This is a genomic window from [Clostridium] celerecrescens 18A (genome assembly GCF_002797975.1).
GTDB classification, from domain to species: domain Bacteria; phylum Bacillota; class Clostridia; order Lachnospirales; family Lachnospiraceae; genus Lacrimispora; species Lacrimispora celerecrescens.
The window spans coordinates 4,998,049-5,017,608 of record NZ_PGET01000001.1 but is presented as its reverse complement, the minus strand read 5'-3'; the positions used below and the strand labels follow the sequence as shown (position 1 = coordinate 5,017,608).

18 protein-coding genes are annotated in these 19,560 nt (G+C 42.3%); 3 read left to right on the top strand and 15 right to left on the bottom strand.

What is annotated here, in order from left to right; translation table 11 throughout:
• Nucleotides 1–67: 67 nt before the first annotated feature.
• Complete coding sequence (secA, locus tag H171_RS22795; protein WP_100042964.1) at nt 68–2,638, bottom strand: preprotein translocase subunit SecA; 2,571 nt, start codon at nt 2,636–2,638, stop codon at nt 68–70.
• A 615-nt stretch (nt 2,639–3,253) separates the two neighbouring features.
• Here secA and hpf point away from each other — a divergent pair.
• Entirely contained in the window at nt 3,254–3,781 is a 528-nt protein-coding gene (gene hpf / locus H171_RS22790) for a ribosome hibernation-promoting factor, HPF/YfiA family (protein WP_100307171.1), read from the top strand.
• Nucleotides 3,782–4,255: 474 nt separating this feature from the next.
• Here the strand turns inward: hpf and trxB are convergent, their stop codons facing one another.
• On the bottom strand, nt 4,256–5,173 hold the full coding sequence (trxB, locus tag H171_RS22785) for a thioredoxin-disulfide reductase (RefSeq protein WP_100307170.1): 918 nt from the start codon (nt 5,171–5,173) through the stop codon (nt 4,256–4,258).
• 190 nt (nt 5,174–5,363) lie between these two features.
• On the opposite strand from trxB, the gene ymfI reads away from it, so the two are divergent.
• On the top strand, nt 5,364–6,095 hold the full coding sequence (gene ymfI, locus H171_RS22780) for an elongation factor P 5-aminopentanone reductase (protein ID WP_100307169.1): 732 nt from the start codon (nt 5,364–5,366) through the stop codon (nt 6,093–6,095).
• A gap of 218 nt (nt 6,096–6,313) precedes the next feature.
• Here the strand turns inward: ymfI and H171_RS22775 are convergent, their stop codons facing one another.
• From H171_RS22775 to scfA, 11 genes are all read right to left on the bottom strand, one after another.
• Complete coding sequence (locus H171_RS22775; RefSeq protein ID WP_100307168.1) at nt 6,314–6,991, bottom strand: D-lyxose/D-mannose family sugar isomerase; 678 nt, start codon at nt 6,989–6,991, stop codon at nt 6,314–6,316.
• Between the two features lie 27 nt (nt 6,992–7,018).
• Nucleotides 7,019–7,858 (bottom strand): MurR/RpiR family transcriptional regulator, encoded by an 840-nt coding sequence (locus H171_RS22770; protein WP_330387456.1) that lies wholly within the window; start codon nt 7,856–7,858, stop codon nt 7,019–7,021.
• A 55-nt stretch (nt 7,859–7,913) separates the two neighbouring features.
• A complete protein-coding gene (locus H171_RS22765; RefSeq protein ID WP_100307167.1) occupies nt 7,914–9,230 on the bottom strand; it encodes an ADP-dependent glucokinase/phosphofructokinase in 1,317 nt (438 codons plus the stop codon).
• Between the two features lie 105 nt (nt 9,231–9,335).
• Nucleotides 9,336–10,193, bottom strand: a complete 858-nt coding sequence (locus H171_RS22760) for a ketose-bisphosphate aldolase (protein WP_100307166.1) — start codon at nt 10,191–10,193, stop codon at nt 9,336–9,338.
• 53 nt (nt 10,194–10,246) lie between these two features.
• Nucleotides 10,247–11,083 carry a carbohydrate ABC transporter permease gene (locus H171_RS22755; protein WP_100307165.1) on the bottom strand — a complete coding sequence of 279 codons (837 nt, stop codon included), beginning with the start codon at nt 11,081–11,083 and terminating at the stop codon, nt 10,247–10,249.
• Nucleotides 11,084–11,085: 2 nt separating this feature from the next.
• Nucleotides 11,086–12,018: a carbohydrate ABC transporter permease gene (locus H171_RS22750; protein WP_242977056.1), complete on the bottom strand. Its 933-nt coding sequence runs from the start codon at nt 12,016–12,018 to the stop codon at nt 11,086–11,088.
• A gap of 54 nt (nt 12,019–12,072) precedes the next feature.
• A complete protein-coding gene (locus tag H171_RS22745; protein ID WP_100307164.1) occupies nt 12,073–13,416 on the bottom strand; it encodes an ABC transporter substrate-binding protein in 1,344 nt (447 codons plus the stop codon).
• Between the two features lie 362 nt (nt 13,417–13,778).
• A complete protein-coding gene (yajC, locus tag H171_RS22740) occupies nt 13,779–14,075 on the bottom strand; it encodes a preprotein translocase subunit YajC (RefSeq protein ID WP_085961456.1) in 297 nt (98 codons plus the stop codon).
• 48 nt (nt 14,076–14,123) lie between these two features.
• Nucleotides 14,124–15,263: a tRNA guanosine(34) transglycosylase Tgt gene (tgt, locus tag H171_RS22735; RefSeq protein ID WP_100307163.1), complete on the bottom strand. Its 1,140-nt coding sequence runs from the start codon at nt 15,261–15,263 to the stop codon at nt 14,124–14,126.
• A gap of 51 nt (nt 15,264–15,314) precedes the next feature.
• The gene (gene scfB, locus H171_RS22730) at nt 15,315–16,709 is read right to left on the bottom strand and encodes a thioether cross-link-forming SCIFF peptide maturase (RefSeq protein ID WP_100307162.1); all 1,395 of its coding nucleotides are present in this window, start codon (nt 16,707–16,709) and stop codon (nt 15,315–15,317) included.
• Between the two features lie 135 nt (nt 16,710–16,844).
• Nucleotides 16,845–16,991, bottom strand: a complete 147-nt coding sequence (gene scfA / locus H171_RS22725) for a six-cysteine ranthipeptide SCIFF (RefSeq protein ID WP_002601553.1) — start codon at nt 16,989–16,991, stop codon at nt 16,845–16,847.
• Between the two features lie 185 nt (nt 16,992–17,176).
• Between scfA and H171_RS22720 the strand changes: the two genes are divergently transcribed.
• Complete coding sequence (locus tag H171_RS22720; protein ID WP_025229983.1) at nt 17,177–17,536, top strand: TIGR04086 family membrane protein; 360 nt, start codon at nt 17,177–17,179, stop codon at nt 17,534–17,536.
• A 111-nt stretch (nt 17,537–17,647) separates the two neighbouring features.
• Here H171_RS22720 and H171_RS22715 read toward each other — a convergent pair whose 3' ends face one another.
• Both H171_RS22715 and H171_RS22710 read right to left on the bottom strand, forming a co-directional pair.
• Nucleotides 17,648–18,898 (bottom strand): HlyC/CorC family transporter, encoded by a 1,251-nt coding sequence (locus H171_RS22715; protein ID WP_100307161.1) that lies wholly within the window; start codon nt 18,896–18,898, stop codon nt 17,648–17,650.
• Between the two features lie 142 nt (nt 18,899–19,040).
• Nucleotides 19,041–19,508, bottom strand: coding sequence for a signal peptidase II (locus H171_RS22710; protein ID WP_100307160.1), 468 nt, complete (start codon nt 19,506–19,508; stop codon nt 19,041–19,043).
• Between the last annotated feature and the right edge of the window lie 52 nt (nt 19,509–19,560).

Below are 19,560 nucleotides of genomic sequence, written 5' to 3'. Positions count from 1 at the left end.
TTATTTATCTAAACAAAATTGGAGTCCGGTCCTTAAAAAGGGTGCGAACTCCAATTTTATAAAAATACTATACTAATTTACGTCCGCAGCACTGCTTGTATTTCTTACCGGATCCGCATGGACATGGATCATTCGGATAAACCTTAGCTTCCACCTTCTTTACCGGTGCTTTCGGGGAGCTTTCATCCTTATTGGTTCCTGTCACCTTAGCAGCCGGTTCTCTCTCAACCTTCTGCTCCACGCGGATATGGAATAAGATTCTTACGGTATCCTCACGGATAGCCGCAGCCATCTCATCAAACATCTGATATCCGCTCATCTTGTATTCTACCAGCGGATCTCTCTGTCCGTAAGCCTGCAGGCCGATGCCCTGGCGCAGCTGATCCATATCATCAATATGGGACATCCATTTATTATCAATCACCTTTAAGAGAATCACACGCTCGATTTCACGAATCTGTTCTCCCTCCGGGAATTCTGCTTCCTTGGATTCATAAAGCTTAATGGCTTCTTCCTTCAGCATATGTTTCAGTTCATTCTTCTTAATCTTCTTATCTTCCGGAAGAGTAACCGGCTGAAGAGGGATGATAGGGAGAAGAAGGGTGTTAAGCTCATTTAAATCCCAATCTTCCGGTGCCTGGTCATCGCTGACAGAAAGATCAACCGCATTCTCTACAATATCCGTCACCATCTTTAAGACGAAATCACGCATATTGTCTCCATCAAGAACCTTCCTTCTCTCTGCATAGATCACTTCACGCTGTTCGTTCATGACCTCATCATATTTTAAAAGGTTCTCACGGATGCCGTAGTTATTTGTCTCGATCTTCATCTGGGCCTTTTCAATGGCATTAGAGAGCATCTTATGCTCGATCTGCTCTCCTTCCGGCACGCCAAGAGCATTGAACATGCCTACCAGACGTTCGGAACCAAACAGACGCATTAAGTCATCTTCAAGGGAAATATAGAATCTGGATTCTCCCGGGTCACCCTGACGTCCGGAACGGCCGCGCAGCTGGTTATCAATACGGCGGGATTCATGACGCTCTGTACCGATGATCTTTAAACCGCCTGCTGCCTTTGACTCGTCATCAAGCTTAATATCCGTACCACGGCCCGCCATGTTGGTGGCTATGGTTACAGCCTTATGCACACCTGCATCTGCTACGATCTCAGCTTCCAGCTCATGATATTTTGCATTCAGCACCTTATGAGGAATTCCCCGGCGCCGTAACATATTGCTTAACATTTCAGAGGTTTCAATGGTAATGGTACCTACCAGGACAGGCTGTCCCTTCTCGTAAGCAATCTCCACTTCATTGCACACCGCTTCAAATTTCTCTTTCTTCGTTTTATAAACGGCATCCTCCTGATCAATACGTGCAATCGGGCGGTTGGTTGGGATAGAAATGGCATCCATGCCGTAGGTATTACGGAATTCCTTCTCTTCTGTAAGGGCGGTACCGGTCATACCGGCTTTTTTATTGTACTTATTAAAGAAGTTCTGGAAGGTGATAGTGGCAAGAGTCTTGCTCTCTCTGCGCACATTTACGTGCTCCTTGGCTTCTATCGCCTGATGGAGTCCGTCAGAATAACGTCTGCCAGGCATAATACGTCCGGTAAACTCATCAACAATCAGGACCTCGTCATCCTTTACTACATAATCCTTATCCCGGAACATAAGATAATTGGCACGAAGGGCCAGAATGATGTTATGCTGAATCTCCAAGTTCTGGGGATCGGATAAGTTCTCGATGTGGAAGAACTGCTCTACTTTTTCCACACCCTGTTCTGTTAAGTTGACAACCTTGTCCTTTTCATCCACAACGAAGTCACCGGTTTCCGTGATCTCCTCTCCCATGATGGCTGCCATCTTGGAGAATTCTGCGGAAGCCTCGCCTCGTTCCAGCTGGCGGGCCAGAATATCACAGACCTCATACAGCTTTGTGGACTTGCCGCTCTGTCCGGAAATAATAAGAGGTGTTCTTGCCTCATCAATTAATACAGAGTCTACCTCATCAATGATACAGAAATCTAAATTTCTTAAAACCATCTGTTCCTTATAGATGGCCATGTTATCTCTCAGATAATCAAAACCAAGCTCATTGTTGGTTACATAGGTAATGTCGCAGTTGTATGCTTCACGTCTTTCGTCAGAATTCATGGAGTTAAGCACGACCCCAACGGTCAGGCCCAGGAATTCATGGACTCTTCCCATCCACTCAGCATCTCGTTTTGCCAGGTAATCATTGACCGTAACAATCTGGACTCCATTGCCTGCCAGTGCATTTAAATAAGCAGGGCAGGTAGATACCAGGGTCTTACCTTCACCGGTCTTCATCTCAGAAATACGTCCCTGATGAAGAACGAGTCCGCCGATGAGCTGTACACGGAAATGCTCCATATTAAGAACTCTTCGTGCGGCCTCTCTCACCGTAGCAAAAGCTTCCGGTAAAATATCATCCAGAGTCTCGCCTGATGAAAGTCTTTCCTTAAAGAGCCTTGTGTTGTTTCTCAGCTCCTCATCCGTAAGTGCAACCATGGTCGGACGCAAAGCTTCTATCTTATCCACAATGGGTTCTATTAATTTTAATTCTCTTTCACTATGAGTTCCAAATATTTTTTGAACGAAGTTCATATTTCATTCTCCTACTCTTCTTAACGATATACACGATACAATCTCGTATATTGTAGCACTAACTCCTTCTTAATTCAACGAATTCATAAAAAATTAACATTCTGGTAATAAACAGGGCCTATTATTACCAGGTCCTTCCTTTTTCCACAGCAAACAACGGCAAATCTGGAAAATTTTATGGTCAACCTGACACATTGCACAAAAAACCTGTTCGATTCCCCGCTTTTCCACATTATCCACATTCCATTGTGTATTTTTCCCCCAGTTTTATCCCCACTATGAAATCCCATAATTAGGCGAAAAATTAGTTATACACCAAGTTATCCACATTATCCACATTTTTTCTCCACAGATTCCCATATTTCCCATCCCATTGTCAGACTTTCGGATTTTTGTATATATGTCATAAAGTTTCCTTTTTCGACGAAAATTTCTCTTTTTCCCTTGACTTTTTTTTAAGTCCATCTATAGTTTTTCAATAATTAGTCAAACTAATAAGTAGAGACATTTTACAAAAAATTGCCAATAATTATCTAATAATTTTACAATGCAATTGAACTATTCTCAAAAATATGCTATACTATAACCATCTCAAGAAAAAGGAGCTGATGACTTATGCGTTTTACAATTACAGGGAGAAATATTGAGGTAACACCGGGATTACGCGAAGCAGTCGAGGACAAGCTTGGAAAGCTGGACCGTTTCTTCGCTCCTGCGACAGAAGCTACAGTAAGACTCAGCGTGCAGAAAGAAATTCAGAAAATCGAAGTAACTATTCCAGTGAAAGGACATATAATCAGAGCAGAAGAATCCAGTACAGACATGTACGTTTCCATTGATCTTGTGGAAGAGATCCTGGAACGCCAGCTGAAAAAATATAAGAACAAATTAATCAACAAAAAACTGAATGCCCCTTCCTTTTCAACAGCTTTTCTGGAAGATGATGCCCAGCCAGATGATCATGTAGAAATCGTTAAGTCAAAGAAATTTGCCATAAAGCCCATGGATCCGGAAGAAGCCTGTGTTCAGATGGAACTTCTTGGTCATAGCTTCTACGTATTCTTAAATGCGGATACAGAGGAAGTCAATGTGGTTTATAAAAGAAAAGGCGGCTCCTACGGCCTGATTGAACCAGAATTTTAAAACTTAAAAAAAGCAGCCAGGACAATTGTCCGGCTGATCAGATTGTAGGCAAATCGGTGTCAGGACGCAAGTCCTGGCACTGTTTTACTATGTACATATTGTTCATCATGATTTTTAACGTCAGATTCTACTTCCTTGAAATAAAAATACCACGGAGCCATTGAATTATAAAATTTCAATTGGCCATGCTATTACCTCCTTAATCCATCAAATTATAAATTGATATAATGTATCTGTTGCAAGAGAAATGCTTTTTTATATTTTTATCAGAATATCACGCCATTTCACAATATCCAATATAATAGCTGAATTTGGTCACTAACTTTCCAAATTCGGTAGGCATAGCAGGTGTTGGTCAAAAAAAAGGCACTGCATCAGCAATGCCCTAAAAACTTTCCGGTTCGTAGAAAACCATTTTGTCTACATTTTAAGCAGCCAGGACAATTGTCTTGTCCTGGCTGCTTTTTCTTATTCTCAGATTCGTGTCAGATACCGCTCGACACTGGTAATGGCATTTGCCCCATCCGAAACAGCTGTAGAAACCTGCCGAAGCTGTTTGGTTCGCACATCGCCGGCTGCAAAGATTCCGGGAACATTGGTTTCACAGTCTTCACCGGCCTTTATATAGCCGTGATCCATCTCCACCAGGTTGTTAAACGCTTCGCTTTGCGGATTGATTCCTACTGCGATGAACACTCCGTCTACCGCAAGCTTTTTCGATTCCTCGGATTTGGCATTCTTTATGGTCAGGGATTCCACCTGATCTCCGCCTTCGATCTCCTCTACCACGGTATCCCAGATGATCTCCACATTTTTTTGGTTAAACAGCTGGGTCTGCAAAGTCTTTGCCCCCCTCAGCTTATTTCTCCTATGAATTAAGTATACCTTTTTACACATTCTGGCCAGGAAAATGGCATCTTCAATGGCAACATCGCCGCCGCCCACTACTGCTGCCACCTTGTTACGGAAAAACGCACCGTCACAGGTCGCACAGTAGGAAACTCCCATGCCTGTTAACTCCTCTTCCCCGATCACGCTTAACTTCCGGTGCTGGGCTCCGGTAGAGATGATGACTGTCTTTGTCGCATAGGTTCTCTCTTCTCCTACTACGGTAAATTTCCCGTCAGACGCTTCGATCCGAAGGACCTCGTCTGTGGAAAACTCTGCCCCCAGCTTCTCTGCGTGTTCCCGGAACTTCATTCCAAGATCAAAGCCGTTAATTCCAGGCAGCCCCGGGTAATTATCCACTTCATAAGTATTAAGGACCTGGCCGCCGCTTGCCATCTCTTTTTCAATCACTACCATCTTAAGTTCAGCCCTTTTACCATAAACCGCGGCCGAAAGCCCTGCGGGCCCGGACCCGATGATCACCACATCATAAATCTCATTCATATTTATCTACCTGCTTTCTCTATTCTATCTGATATTAGGTTTTCTATCTTCATTATATCTCACCAGCCCTTAAGTATGCAATGCCTGGTCCGTAACAAAATCACAAAAAGCTCTTTTTCCAGCCACGTTGCATTCTTCCTGACAATTTGGTAAAATGAAATTATCTTACATCGACAGAAAGGATGATGTTATGGCTAGAAAAACAGTACTCATCACCGGAGCTTCCCGGGGGATCGGAAAAGCTATTGCTTTTAAATTTGCAAAAAAAGGATACAACGTGGTCATCAACTGCCTCCACAGCGAAGACCGTCTTGCGCAGGTTAAAAAGGAGCTGGAAGCTTATCAGGTAACTTGTCTTTCCTGCATGGGGGACATGGGAGACATGGACCAGTGCCAGGCTCTCTTTGAACAGGTGCGCAAGCAGTTTGGCACACTGGATGTCCTCGTTAACAACGCAGGCATCTCCTACATCGGGCTTTTACAGGATATGAGCACAGATGCCTGGGACCGGATTGTCCGCACCAACTTAACATCAGTATTTAACTGCTGTAAGCTGGCCATTCCCGGAATGGTTGAAAAAAAGCAAGGAAAGATCATTAACATCTCTTCTGTATGGGGAATATCAGGCGCCTCCTGCGAAGTCGCTTACTCCGCCACAAAGGGCGGCATCAATGCATTTACAAAGGCTCTGGCTAAGGAGCTGGCTCCAAGCAATATCCAGGTCAACGCTGTTGCCTGCGGCGCCATCGATACGGAAATGAATCAATTCCTGGAGGAAGATGAATTAATCGATCTCATCGATGGAATCCCGGCAGGGCGGCTGGGAAAAGCAGAGGAGGTAGCCGATCTGGTATACCACCTGGGCTATAAAAATTCTTATCTGACCGGACAGGTCATCGGCCTTGACGGAGGCTGGCTTTAAAATAACATCCCTTAGTAAATCATATGTTGAAAACCCCCTGGTGTATACTGAAACCTTGGGACTGACTGGAATGCACTGACGTAATAGGCTTTTTTTTATCCACAGGATTATTTATGAAGGAATCCTTATTAATGCCTAGGCACCAATAAGGATTCCTTATGCAAATTCATGATACTGTGATTGATTACTGTTTCTGATATAATATTCCCGCTTCCAGGCTAGATGGGATATTCGTTGCAAAGCAGCCTGTATGGCAATTCATCTTCTTCTATTTCCGGAAACCTTCCTACTGACGCATCAGCAAACCGATTGTCATTTTCATCATCATTACACATGGATACTTCCCCCAGCAACACGCTTCCACCTGTAGCTGGGACAAGAAAATCATGATACAGATACGGGGTAATGGTTATACTTTCTCCTGGTGATAACTTTACTTTTGTCCCTGCAGCTACTATGCTTAGCTTCCCATCCATAGAAACAGTCACATCCGTTTGGAGAATTCTCCCATCTTCTGCCCCGTTATACACAGTAATATACACGTCATTTCCGCCTCTATTAATAATGTCCTCCATCTTGTTCCAATGAAAATGCATTGCAGCTGATTGCCCTTCATACAACATCAGTAATTTTTCCGCATAGTTTTTTTTATACTGATCCATGGTCAGATTACCATTCCGGATCGTAAGCAGGGAGAAACCAACCTGGTCAAATCTCCCCAAGCCAAAGTCTGTAATATCCCATCCCAATTTATTATCCCTGATTTCATCATATTCATGTCCTTTATCTGACCACTCCCTGGCAGACCATTTTGCAAAAGGGGGTATTTCAAATTTATGTTCCTTGATAAGTTGTTCCATATCTTTAATTACTTGATTGATTTCTGATCGTTTCATCAGTCTGCTCCTCTCCGACAAGTTTGATTAATACTTATATTCAGATAAAATAACCTCTGGTTTATCGGCATCCGTTTCCTCAATCTTTTTCCAGTTTGTTAACAGCTCCAACAAAGCATCAATTAATGCAGTCTCCTTTAGATGGGCATAATTTTTATAATAATCAAAGGATTCCTTTCTTCCGTTTGAGATCAATACATAATCAGCCAATTCCGATATGGGCGATTGCCGGTATCCGGTGATGGCCATCATCTTAAGGCCTTTCTCTTTGGCCAATTCCATCCCCTGTATCACTTGTCTGGAACTTCCAGATTGAGAAATTGCTATAATAATATCTTCTTTATCAGCAAGATTCACATGATTTAAAAAATATTCCGGTGAGATATCATTGGTACATTTCACACCCAGTCTCCCTAACCGGAAGCCCATATAAAGTGCAAGCGGGGTTGTATTTCCTACCGCTAAAATATGAGCCTGTTTACATGACTTTATCAGGTTCACGCAGGACTTCATATCTTCTTCGTTAATACTTTCTGCTACCGCTGTTAATGAATTCACATACTTTTGGAAAATTTTCATTACTGGATTGGGAGTATTCTGTAGCTCTTCAATTTCTTCTCCTTCCTCTCTTCCAACATCTTTAGCCAGCATCAAACGAAACTGATAATATCCCTTATACCCCAAATGATGACACATACGCACAACCGTTGCATCACTCACTCCGCTAGCCTTTGCCAATTCAGAAACATTTGCATCTACTGCTTCCTGCGGGTGTTCCAGAACATAATCTGCTACTTTCTTCTCTGCCGAGAAAATTTTCCCATAATTATCCTTGATCACATCTAGTACAGGTTTGTCTAGCATCATGTCCCTCCCTTCTTATCTACTATATTGCCGTAAATTACACCCTTTTTCAAGCTTTTTATTCAAAACACATCTGGACACCTGCAACAAAAGAATCCCCCAATCCAATGGTATACTTTGGTTTGTCAATGTATTTAGACGGAACTAAAATGACCTCGCAGGTAAAATGCTCATTTAATATTAATTCCCTGTATCTGATTCCTTTTTCACTTAATGGCAGCTTTATGACTTCTCCGATCTGCTCTTTTGTTCCATACCAGCCATTGACCGCTTTTGCAGTCGCCAGCATGTTGCCAAGCATTAAGCCTTTTTCAATGTCTGCATTCAACGTTTTTCCAAGATACATAGAATAATTCTTGGTATGTACAATTACCCCTTTTTTTACGGAATATCTTTCCTTAATATAAGATGCTCCCCTGATACAGGAAAAGATATCATCGGTTACTATGGGAAAATCATACATGTTTAGGGTATATTCCAATTCTTCTTCATTTAAGCTCAAAATATCAATGTATGGATAAAGTGTCTCCAGGCATAGCTGCCGGACCTCCTTATTATGGTAATGTGCATCTTCAAAATAGATAATCCCATTTTTATTATTTGCTTTATATTTTTTGATATGCTCTTTTACATAAGCCAGCCTTTGTTCTAAAATATCTTTATCCTGAATTGCATTAAAGCTTGACAGAACATTGCTTTTAATATCTGCTGCATGAGCTTCTATGTAGGAAAAATAGGAAGCCGAGAAGGGAAGCATCTCGTTTACCGTAATTTTGGTTATGATCAGCCGATTTGATGTTGGAATTGTAATCTTCCGGCTGCCAAGACAGATTATATCACCCTTTTTAAATTGAATGATGTAGTGTATTTCCTGCTCCGCTGTCTGCTGGATCTGATCCGTATGGACCATTACTCCATCTTTGGAGACCGTATAAATATATGGGGAATTTAAAATATCACATACTTCTTTCGAATCATCCGTTAAATGGACAATGGAAGGACATCCTACTGCAGCCAAAGCCATGGCCCCCTGGGTTGCAGTTCCGCCCATGCCCTCTTTTATTGCAAAAGTATCACTGATAATATGGAAATCTGAAATATCTACTTCTCCGCCAATTCCATGTCTGCAATAAAATACAATAGTTTCTAAGAATTCGTCCATGCTGGTTATCTCTTTTGCCGCTTTCATTTTGACCAAATCAGCATTCGGAAGATATCTGTTCAGAAGTTGATTGAATGTTTCTATTTGAAAATCACACAAAACATCCAGATTACTCGTGTAACCCAGAGCTGTAAAAGCATTGTTTTTAATTCTGGCTTCAATCAGCAGCTCCATTTTTTCGTATGTTTCAATATACTTTTCTTCGATCTTCACGCTATCCCCTACCTTCTCCTGCTATCTATTTTTCTTAAATCAGCTTTGCCCCATAAAATAAAAACTTTATATTTCTATTTTACAGGGCAATGAAACGATGTCTGATTAATAAAGTGCAGCCTTTCCATTTGCCTTAAAAAGACGGATCTTGTGATACGCCACTTCTTTCATGGCTTTCATGCAAGGTGGTTCAATCATATTTGGTTCTCTCAGGCTGTTATCTGACAAAACTTCTCTCATTTTATTATAATAAGCCACTTTGATATCACTGGAAATATTGATTTTATTTACCCCCAATGTTACTGATTCCCCAATTTCTTTATCCGGATTATTAGATCCTCCGTGAAGCACCAGCGGAATCGTTACTTTTGACTTGATCTCTTTTAATAAATCCAGCTTTAATTCCGGCTTCATGCCAGCAGGATATAATCCATGGCATGTTCCTATTGCAATTGCCAGTGTATCAACACCTGTTTCTTTTACAAACGTTACAGCATCATCCGGCTTTGTATAAATAATAATCTGATTATCTGTTTCTGTGGAATCGGTTGTACCAATTGTGCCAAGTTCGCCTTCTACAGATACATTGGCTGCATGTGCTGCTTCACATATCTTTTTGCATAGAGCAATATTCTCTTCAAAGGAAAGACTTGAACCGTCAATCATAACAGATGTATATCCTGCCTGAATCGCTACCATGACCTGCTCAAAAGAAGCACCGTGATCCAGATGAATGCAAACCGGTATGTTGGACTTATAAGCCCTCTGTCTTATTGCGGAAATGACATCTACCCCAATATGGCACAGCTCATCCGGATGGATTGAAATAATAACCGGTGCATTTTCTTCTTCTGAGGCCTCCATAATTCCATTTAACATCGCATAGGAGCTGATGTTAAATGCAGGTACCGCAAAATTGTTTTCGTTTGCAACCGCTAAAAGTTCTTTCATGTTTAACAGCATCGTTTTTTCCTCCAATTTTTTATTAGATTTCCGTTTCCGGATAATCATACGTATTAACTTTTTACAGCTCCCGCTGTCATTCCAGCAATAAAGTACCGCTGGAAAAACAAAAACAGGATCAATACAGGTAAGGAACCTAATACACTCATTGACATCATTTGATTCCACTCATATGCATGCTGCCCCATCAGCAGGCTAATGCCCACCGGTACGGTACGCATTTCATTTGTTTTCGTTAATGCCAATGCAAACAAATATTCATTCCAGGCCTGCATGAATGTATACATTCCCACCGAAACCAGGCCAGGTATTGATACAGGAACCAGTACCGTCCAAAGAGCCATAAACCTTGAACCGCCGTCAATCATTACAGCTTCATCCAAATCTTTCGGCAAAGTATTCATATATCCGGTGATCATCAAAATCGCATAGGGCAATGTAAACAGCATATACGTCAGTATCAATGCACCAAATGTATTGTATAATTTCAGGCTGACAATCAGGCTTAAATATGGAATCAAAAGGGTGATCGGAGGTACTGCCTGCACACTGACAATGACGGTATTAATAACACCTTTTCCTGGAAAATCAAAACGGCTGAAACTGTACGCTGCAAGTATTCCAATGATCAATGTAAAAATCACTACAATTAATGCAATGCAGTAACTATTGATAAAGAATCTGACTTTTTCAGGATTATGAAAGATTGAAATATAGGCGTTCAAGCTAAAACTCTCTGATATCCATGTTGGCGGCCAAGCAAAAATTTCCGCATTAGGCTTAAATGAACTCAGCAGCATCCACAATATAGGGAATCCGGAAAAGAATGCTCCGGTTATCAGAAGGATCATAATTAGTGTTTTTGTGTACCACTTTTTCTTTCCTACCATAATCAATCCCTCTCTCTCTGATGCCGCACATAAAAGACAGCTATGACAGAACATACAACCAGTAAGATCACTGCTGATGCAGAAGCCTGGGAATATTGATATTTACTAAACCCCCTTTTATAAATAAAAGTACTTATCATCTCTGTTGCATTTATTGGTCCCCCGCCTGTGGTCATCCAAATCAGGGCAAATTGCTGTATCGTCCACACAAAATCCAACATTAACAAACTAATAATAATAGGTTTTAATTGAGGGATTGTAATGCGGAAATATTGTTGTACTGCATTTGCACCGTCAATTGCCGATGCTTCATAAAGATCTGTGGGGATCCCCTGAAGCCCTGCCAGGATGCTGACCATATAAAATGGATATCCTGCCCATATGTTTATCAAAGTTACTGAGAATAGGGCGAAATTCCGGGAACCCAGCCATTCTATCTGTGACGACGTAAGATTTGCGATTTGTAACAGGTAGTTGATAATCCCATTGGGATTCATCATCATTTTCCATAATATTGCAATAACCGATGCTGTAAACATCCAGGGCAGTACATAAATCACTCTGAAAAATGCTTTTAAATTTATTCCTATATAACTTGTATTAAGGAGTATGGCAAACAACATTCCTAAAAGCATATGCATCACTACACTGGCACCAACAAAAAACAATGTGTTTTTGACTGCAACAAAAAACGTTTTGTCTGATATTATCAAGCCATAATTCTTTAATCCAACGAATACAGGATCTTTTTTGATAATAACATTGTCAAAAAAAGAATATCGGACCACCATACAGATCGGGATAATCAACAATAAAAGCATAAGCACAATTGTTGGCAGGAGATATAAGTAAGGTTCACACTTCTTTTTCATGATCTGTGACTTACCGCTGCTTTCCTTTTTTATCATTTCTCTTACCTTAGCCAACTCACCCATTCCCTCCTTCTTTATATCAGGCTGCATGATTCCATCATGCAGCCTGCCTCGTCTTTACTTAAATGCTCCCTCCCAAATCTCTTGTGTTGCAGACAGCATATCTGCAGCACCGGCCGTGTCGCCGTCAATATACAGCTGTAATTGCTCATCAAACTGTCTCATTAATTCCTCTGAAGTTGGAAGTCCAGTAAATTCATTGATTGCATAACACTGTTGGTATAATTCATATGCTTTTACGAATAATTCGTCAGCTTTCGAATAATCCGGATTGGCATTTACATTTCCAGGAAAGGCATTTGCATATACTGCAAGTTTGGCATTTACCTCGGGACTCATTAAATATTCCACGAACTTCATGGCCTCTGCTTTGTGTTCGCAGTTTTCTGCAACACCGATTCCCCAGTTAGCCACATCCATACCACTCTTTCCTGTATAGCCTTCTTTTACCGGAACAGGCATAAATTCAAAGTTCAAGCCAGGTGCTTCTTTCTTTATTGTTGTTAAGTGCGCCAATGAATCTGTCATAAATGCAACACGGCCATTGGTAAACTCTTCTACCATATCTGCTTCTTTCATGGAATAAGCACCTGGTGCAACGACTCCTGCATCAAATAAACCTTTTACAAAATCCACAGTATCTGTCATAAATGGATTATCTGTCAAAGCCGGTTTTCCGTCTTTCAGCATAGTTCCGCCCGAAGCCCATAACCAGCTCATGAAATTGTTCTGAATACCGCTGGGCGATTCTGTTGATAAGGGAATTGCCCAGCCGGCAACTCCTTTATTTGCCGCCGCAACCTTTTTACAGGCTTCCGCAAATTCTCCCCATGTCTTAGGAACCTCCGTAATACCTGCTGATGCCAATAAATCTTTATTCACGTACATGGGATATGCAAAGTTTACAACCGGAATCATATATGTATTTCCGTCTACTTTTATCTGATCAGATAATTGTCCATCATCATAACCGTCTGATGACATCAGCTCCGTCATATTTGCAATGGAACCCTGTTTTGCAAAATCATACACCCAGGCTCCATCAAGACCTACCACATCTGCCATGGTTCCTGCCGCTGCACCTGCCGCAATCTGTGTTTTGGTATCTGCATAAGGATTACTTAATAATTCGATTTTAACCCCTGATTGTTCTGTAAATCCATCGCAGATCTCCTTAAGGACACCGTCCGGTAATTCTACGCCCCACCATTGCTGAAATTCCAACGTAACATCTCCCCCGCTTGCTGCAATTTCTGATGACGCCTCTTGTGCAGCTGCTGGCTGTGCTGCTGCTGACTGTGTGGTCTTTGTTGGCTGGCTTGCGCATCCAATCAGGCTGACCGCCATACCTGCTGCCATTATGGCAGCCAGACTTTTTTCCATAAACTTGCTCACTTTCATTTATGTAGCCCTCCAAATACATGATTCGTATTCATTACTGAATACATTTTAAGTTTACAATTGCATTGTATATGAATATTTATTTCACGTCAATATATTTATGTAATAATATTTCTTTTCGGTGTTTTTGCTAATTATTACTCTTTTCAATTATATTATCGCATATTGTTTTGTGCTAATTATACATGTCCCTCAATTTCCTCTTTATAAACTATACTTTCGAGAAATTTATTTTCATAGCAGCAATAAAAAATGCATGTGAAAGAGGCCTCCAGTAATGGAGAGCAGGCTCTTTCACTTATCCGCTGCTCAAACAAAAAACACCCGGAAAGAAAAAATCTCTTTCCGGGTGCCCTGATTTCTTAAGCCTGTGCTTTTTCTACCTGAACGATAGCAGTCTTCTGCATAGGAATTCTGCAATTCTTATTATTGCCGAACTCTACGATAACCGTATCATCCGTCATATCAATGATGACTCCATAAAATCCACTTGAAGTCAAAACGCTGTCTCCGATTGCAATGTTTGCAAACATCTCCTGCTGTTTCTTTTTCTCTTTCTTCTGTGGTCTGATTGCAATAAAATACATGAAGCCAAAGATCACTGCGATATAAATGACCCAAAAGCCCACGCCCATGGTACCGCCTGTTGCTGATAACATAACCATTTCCTCCTTATATAACGATCCGCCGCCTGCTTGTCTCTCACTTTAGGTAGTCTGACCTGCCATCATACCCGAAAGCTTCTGCTCCTTGTATTCCCCATAACGGTGGTTCTCGATTGCGTCGCGGATCTCTTCCATCATTGTATTATAAAAATACAAATTATGCAATACACATAATCTCATGCCAAGCATTTCTTTTGCCTTTAAAAGATGTCTGAGATAGGCTCTGCTGTAGGAACGGCAGGCCGGACACCCACAGCCCTCTTCGATCGGCCTGTGGTCCAGCTCGTATTTTGTATTAAATAAATTCATTTTGCCGTGATTGGTGTATACATGACCGTGGCGGCCGTTTCTTGACGGATATACACAGTCAAAAAAATCTACGCCCCTGTCTACGGCCTCTAAAATATTAGCGGGAGTTCCCACGCCCATTAAATAGGTTGGCTTGTTTTCCGGCAGATGAGGCACCGTCTCATCTAAGATCCGGTACATCTCCTCATGGCTCTCCCCTACTGCCAGTCCGCCCAGGGCATAGCCGTCCAAATCCATGGCGGATATGGTTTTTGCATGGGCGATGCGGATGTCTTCAAAGGTTCCACCCTGGTTGATGCCGAATAACAACTGGTCCTTATTTAAGGTATCTGGCTGGGAATTAAGCTTTGCCATCTCAGCCTGGCACCTTTCCAGCCATCTGGTGGTGCGGTCTACGCTGTTTTGCATGTATTCCCTGGTAGCCGGATGAGGCGGGCATTCGTCAAAGGCCATGGCTATGGTAGACGCCAGATTGGACTGGATCTGCATACTCTCTTCCGGACCCATAAAAATCTTACGTCCATCTATATGGGATTGAAAGTATACGCCCTCCTCCTTTATTTTCCTTAAGCCAGTCAGGGAAAATACCTGAAAGCCACCGGAATCCGTGAGAATTGGACGGTCCCAATTCATAAACTTATGAAGACCGCCAAACTCCTTGATTAATTTATCGCCGGTGCGTACATGAAGATGATAGGTGTTTGACAGCTCCACCTGGGTTCTGATCTCGCGGAGATCATCCGTGGAAACAGCCCCTTTAATGGCTCCCACCGTACCCACATTCATGAATACCGGAGTTTGGATGGTGCCATGAACGGTGGTTACTTCTGCACGCTTTGCACGTCCATCCTTTGCAACGATCTTATAATTCATCTGATTTCCCTATTCCTGCCCAAGTTCATTGGGCATAAGAGTGTTGTGTACTCAATCTTCCGCCAAAGCCGCCTTGATCATGATGGCGGATTCGATCCGCTTCTTCTGCATTTCGCAGCCGATATCATACGCATCCGTTATGCTTCCATGGAAGTTGTGGGAGTTAGCCGCACAGCCTCCGCTGCAGTAAAACCTTGCAAAGCAGTCCCGGCATTTGTCCTTTGCATAAACATTGCAAAGCTTAAACTCATCGCGGATCTCCAAATTAGTTACGCCTGTATCCACGTTGCCAAGAAGGAATTTTTCCTCACCGACAAACTGGTGGCATGGATAAAAGTCTCCCCATGGAGTCACTGCCAGATATTCGGTTCCTGAACCGCATCCGGACAGGCGCTTAGCCACACAGGGTCCCTGGTTTAAATCAATATTAAAATGGAAGAAGTTGAACCCTTTTCCTTCCTTCTGCCTTTTAATGTATTCCACAGCAAGATCATCGTACTCTTTCAGGATTTGAGGAAGGTCTTCCTCCCTGATGGCATATTCTTCTTCCGGCTGCGCCACCACAGGCTCTATAGACATACTTGTAAAGCCGAGATCAGCAAATTCCAGAACATCCTTTGCAAAATCCATATTATGACGGGTAAAGGTTCCTCTGATATAATAATCCTTAGTTCCCCGAAGCTGTGCAAATTTCTGGAATTTGGGAACAATCAGCTCGTAGCTGCCTTTTCCATTACGGAAGGGACGCATATTATCATTGACCTCTTTCCGTCCGTCAAGGCTTAAGACCACATTGCTCATTTCCCGATTGCAGAACTCCATGATCTCATCGTTTAACAACACCCCGTTGGTAGTCATGGTAAAGCGGAAGTTCTTATTATATTCTTTCTCTTTTTTCCGTCCGTATTCAACAAGCTGCTTTACCACGTCCCAATTCATGAGCGGTTCTCCGCCAAAAAAGTCCACTTCTAAGTTTCTTCGGTTCCCGGAATTGGCGATAAGAAAATCCAGAGCCTTTTTTCCCACTTCAAAGGACATCAGCGCCCGTCTGCCATGGTACTCCCCTTCTTCCGCAAAACAATATTTGCAGGCCAGGTTGCAATCATGGGCAATATGTAAGCAAAGAGCCTTTACCACTGTCTGCCGCTTTTTAAAGTCCACCACATAATCGTGGTATAAATCCTTTGTAAACAGCTCTCCCTTATCGATCAGATACTGGATCTCCTCCAGCGCTTCTTCTACTTCTGTCTCTCCATATTTTTCAGAAAGACGGATTCGTACTTCTTCTCCTACCTCTTTGTCCAGGGTCTGGGCCTCTTCCATCTCCGGCACCATGCCTGCGGCGATCTCTACTGCCTCATACATGACCGGATCCACAGAGTGAACGGAGCCGCTGTTGACATCCATAATAATATGGAAGCCATTGTTGATATATTGATGAATCACTTGTATTCTCCTTAACTTAAAAAGATTTAACTGATGATTGGTTTTGGGCAGACAAGCGAAGGAACCCCTACCGTCATTACGACCGTAGGGGCATCTGCTCATCTGCCTTATGGCTATTCTATACAGTTAAAATAATTAACGGTTGCTGTTCTCGCAGCTCTGGTTTCCTACTGTACAGGATGTCTTGCAGGCTGACTGGCAGGAAGTCTGGCATTCGCCGCAGCCGCCTTTCTTCATAGACTCTTTTAATGTACTGGAATTTAAGGTCTTTACATGCTTCATAAACTTACACCTCCTGTATTTGTCTAATTCTTTGAGATTATACCACATGTTTTAGACGAGCGCAAGATGAATTGCCCCAGGGACACAGATAAGGAAGGATCAATTTTATTGTTAGGACATCCATGAATATCATCCATACCCTAAGAATATACTGAACCAGAAGACAAGATATAAGGAGTATTTAAATGGAAAAATCAAAGCTTCAGGTCACACTAAGAAACCTTCTTATCACCTACATACTGACCGGAATCTTGCTGGTGGTCCTGGCCTTAGCACTCTATAGATTCCGGCTGAAGGAAGGGCAGATACGCCTGGGAGTCAATGCGGTTTATATCATCGCCTGTCTCTTTGGCGGAGTCTTAATGGGAAAGAGCGTACGGCATCGAAGATTCTTCTGGGGCCTTTTGTTGGGACTTCTATATTTCCTGGTGCTCCTGGCCGTATCCTTTTTCCTAAACAAAGGATTAAATGGCTCTATGAACCAGCTACTCACAACCATGGCCATCTGCGCAGTCAGCGGCACCGCGGGGGGGATGCTTAGTTGACGGAAGGGGTTTCCGGGAAATGTTAAAGGGAGAGCAGAAGCAGCAAGCTTCCCTCTCCCTTATTTCCCAGCCTTCCGGTAAAACCTGCGAAACCGCTATCCAGCAAAATGCTTAATGAGGCAAATACATCCGAACCTTATCGATTCTGTTTTTGTCCAATTCATCTACAACAAGGCGGATTCCCCCGCAGACAACCTCTTCCCCCTGTTCCGGGAGCCGGTCAAGCTGTCCGATGATCAGGCCGCCGATGGAATCATAATCATCAGACTCCAGTCCAAGATCCAGCCTGTCATTTAAATCATCAAGTTTCATGGAGCCTTCTACCAGATATTCAAAGGGCTCCACCTCAACCAGTTCATATTCTTCATCCTCGTCATACTCATCCCGGATCTCTCCGACGATTTCTTCCAGTAAGTCTTCCAGGGTTATCATCCCTGCCGTTGCTCCGTATTCATCCAAAACGATGACAACGTTATTGCAGGTTTGGCGCATCTCCAACATAAGTTCCGCAGTTTTTTTATACTCGTATGTATAGAGCGGCTCTCTTAAAAAATTCCTGATATTGAAATCATCTGTCCTGTCGACGAGAAGCAGATCCTTCATATTGATGATTCCGATCACATTGTCACTGGTTTCCTCGTATACCGGAATCCTGGTGTACATCTCCTGCCGGAAAATATCGATCAATTCATCATAGGCAGCATTTACCTCTACCAGAGTCATGTCTATACGGGGAATCATAATATCCCGCGCCACGGAATCACCAAAATCAAACACGTTATTAATAATCTTTCTTTCTTCTGATTCTATCACGCCTTCCTCATGGCTCACATCTACGATGGTCCTCAGCTCATCCTCTGTGATGGGCTCCTGCTTTCGGTCCGGGTTTACATGGATAAAGCGCAAAAATCCAGATGAAAGAATTCGAATCACATAAATGACCGGTGTCATGACAATCATAAAGGCATAGATTACCTTTGCATATTTTAAAGATATTGGTTCGGAATATAAGGTAGAAATGGTTTTCGGTGAGATCTCACCAAATACCAGAATGACAAGCGTAAGGATACCGGTCCCAATGCCTATTGCCTTATTGCCCCAAATGTTCATAACCAGTGTGGTGGACATGGAAGAGGCAGTTAAGTTTACCACATTGTTACCAACAAGAATCGCACTGAGCATCTTACCCTGGTTCTCTAAAATCTTAGTCAGAGTAATGGCATTCTTATCTCCTGCCTCGGCTAAATTCCGTACCCTGATTCTATTCACCGTAGTAAGCGCAGTCTCAGCCGATGAGAAAAATGCTGATAATGCAACTAAAATAAATAACATAAGCAACTGTATATAGTCACTCGAATCCAAAAAGATCAACTCCTGTTTTATAATATTTTATCATTGATTCTACAATAGAAAAGCGGCTATGTCAAGAAGACAGCCGCTTTTTTTACGTATTTACAGCCCACGCTTTCTGGGCATAAAGGGATTGTCCGCAGGATGTTACATTTCATCGTTCTTTAAAAGCTTTAATGATTTCCACTATAAGGATAATTCCAGCTCCCAGAAAAATGAACAGATCACCCAGATTAAACACTACTTTTTTAAGCTTTCCATACTGTATACTGAAATAGTCCACGACATAATGACGGACCAGCCTGTCGTACAGATTGCTGACCGCTCCTCCCAGGGCAATGGATAAAGCCAGTTTTTCAAAAATGTTTCCTTTTCTTTGAAGAAGGCTTGCCAGCATTCCTCCGATAAAAGATGCCACTGCCAGGGGAATCATCTGCACCATAGACTGATGATCCTTAAAATAGCCGAAGGAAAAACCGGCATTATGATTCTTGTGCAGCAGAATTTTTCCGCCGCTTCCCTCCAGTTCCTTGGGAAAGCCGGCTTCTTCCTGATCCTCAATGGCGCTTTTTATTAAAAGATCCAGGGCAGCCAGCAATGCAATGATACCGATAAATACCATGACCTCACTCCTTCCGTCCTTATTATCTCCACTCTTTAGTATTTTTTATCCC

What these genes read in the sequence shown, in the direction of transcription:
- scfA (WP_002601553.1), bottom strand. Translation starts at nt 16,991, where the DNA reads ATGAAGCATGTAAAGACCTTAAATTCCAGTACATTAAAAGAGTCTATG.
- ymfI (WP_100307169.1), top strand. Translation starts at nt 5,364, where the DNA reads ATGGCTAGAAAAACAGTACTCATCACCGGAGCTTCCCGGGGGATCGGA.
- H171_RS22760 (WP_100307166.1), bottom strand. Translation starts at nt 10,193, where the DNA reads ATGCTGTTAAACATGAAAGAACTTTTAGCGGTTGCAAACGAAAACAAT.
- hpf (WP_100307171.1), top strand. Translation starts at nt 3,254, where the DNA reads ATGCGTTTTACAATTACAGGGAGAAATATTGAGGTAACACCGGGATTA.
- H171_RS22720 (WP_025229983.1), top strand. Translation starts at nt 17,177, where the DNA reads ATGGAAAAATCAAAGCTTCAGGTCACACTAAGAAACCTTCTTATCACC.
- secA (WP_100042964.1), bottom strand. Translation starts at nt 2,638, where the DNA reads ATGAACTTCGTTCAAAAAATATTTGGAACTCATAGTGAAAGAGAATTA.
- trxB (WP_100307170.1), bottom strand. Translation starts at nt 5,173, where the DNA reads ATGAATGAGATTTATGATGTGGTGATCATCGGGTCCGGGCCCGCAGGG.
- H171_RS22710 (WP_100307160.1), bottom strand. Translation starts at nt 19,508, where the DNA reads ATGGTATTTATCGGTATCATTGCATTGCTGGCTGCCCTGGATCTTTTA.
- H171_RS22750 (WP_242977056.1), bottom strand. Translation starts at nt 12,018, where the DNA reads ATGGGTGAGTTGGCTAAGGTAAGAGAAATGATAAAAAAGGAAAGCAGC.
- H171_RS22770 (WP_330387456.1), bottom strand. Translation starts at nt 7,858, where the DNA reads ATGATGCTAGACAAACCTGTACTAGATGTGATCAAGGATAATTATGGG.
- H171_RS22745 (WP_100307164.1), bottom strand. Translation starts at nt 13,416, where the DNA reads ATGAAAGTGAGCAAGTTTATGGAAAAAAGTCTGGCTGCCATAATGGCA.
- H171_RS22755 (WP_100307165.1), bottom strand. Translation starts at nt 11,083, where the DNA reads ATGGTAGGAAAGAAAAAGTGGTACACAAAAACACTAATTATGATCCTT.
- H171_RS22775 (WP_100307168.1), bottom strand. Translation starts at nt 6,991, where the DNA reads ATGAAACGATCAGAAATCAATCAAGTAATTAAAGATATGGAACAACTT.
- tgt (WP_100307163.1), bottom strand. Translation starts at nt 15,263, where the DNA reads ATGAATTATAAGATCGTTGCAAAGGATGGACGTGCAAAGCGTGCAGAA.
- yajC (WP_085961456.1), bottom strand. Translation starts at nt 14,075, where the DNA reads ATGTTATCAGCAACAGGCGGTACCATGGGCGTGGGCTTTTGGGTCATT.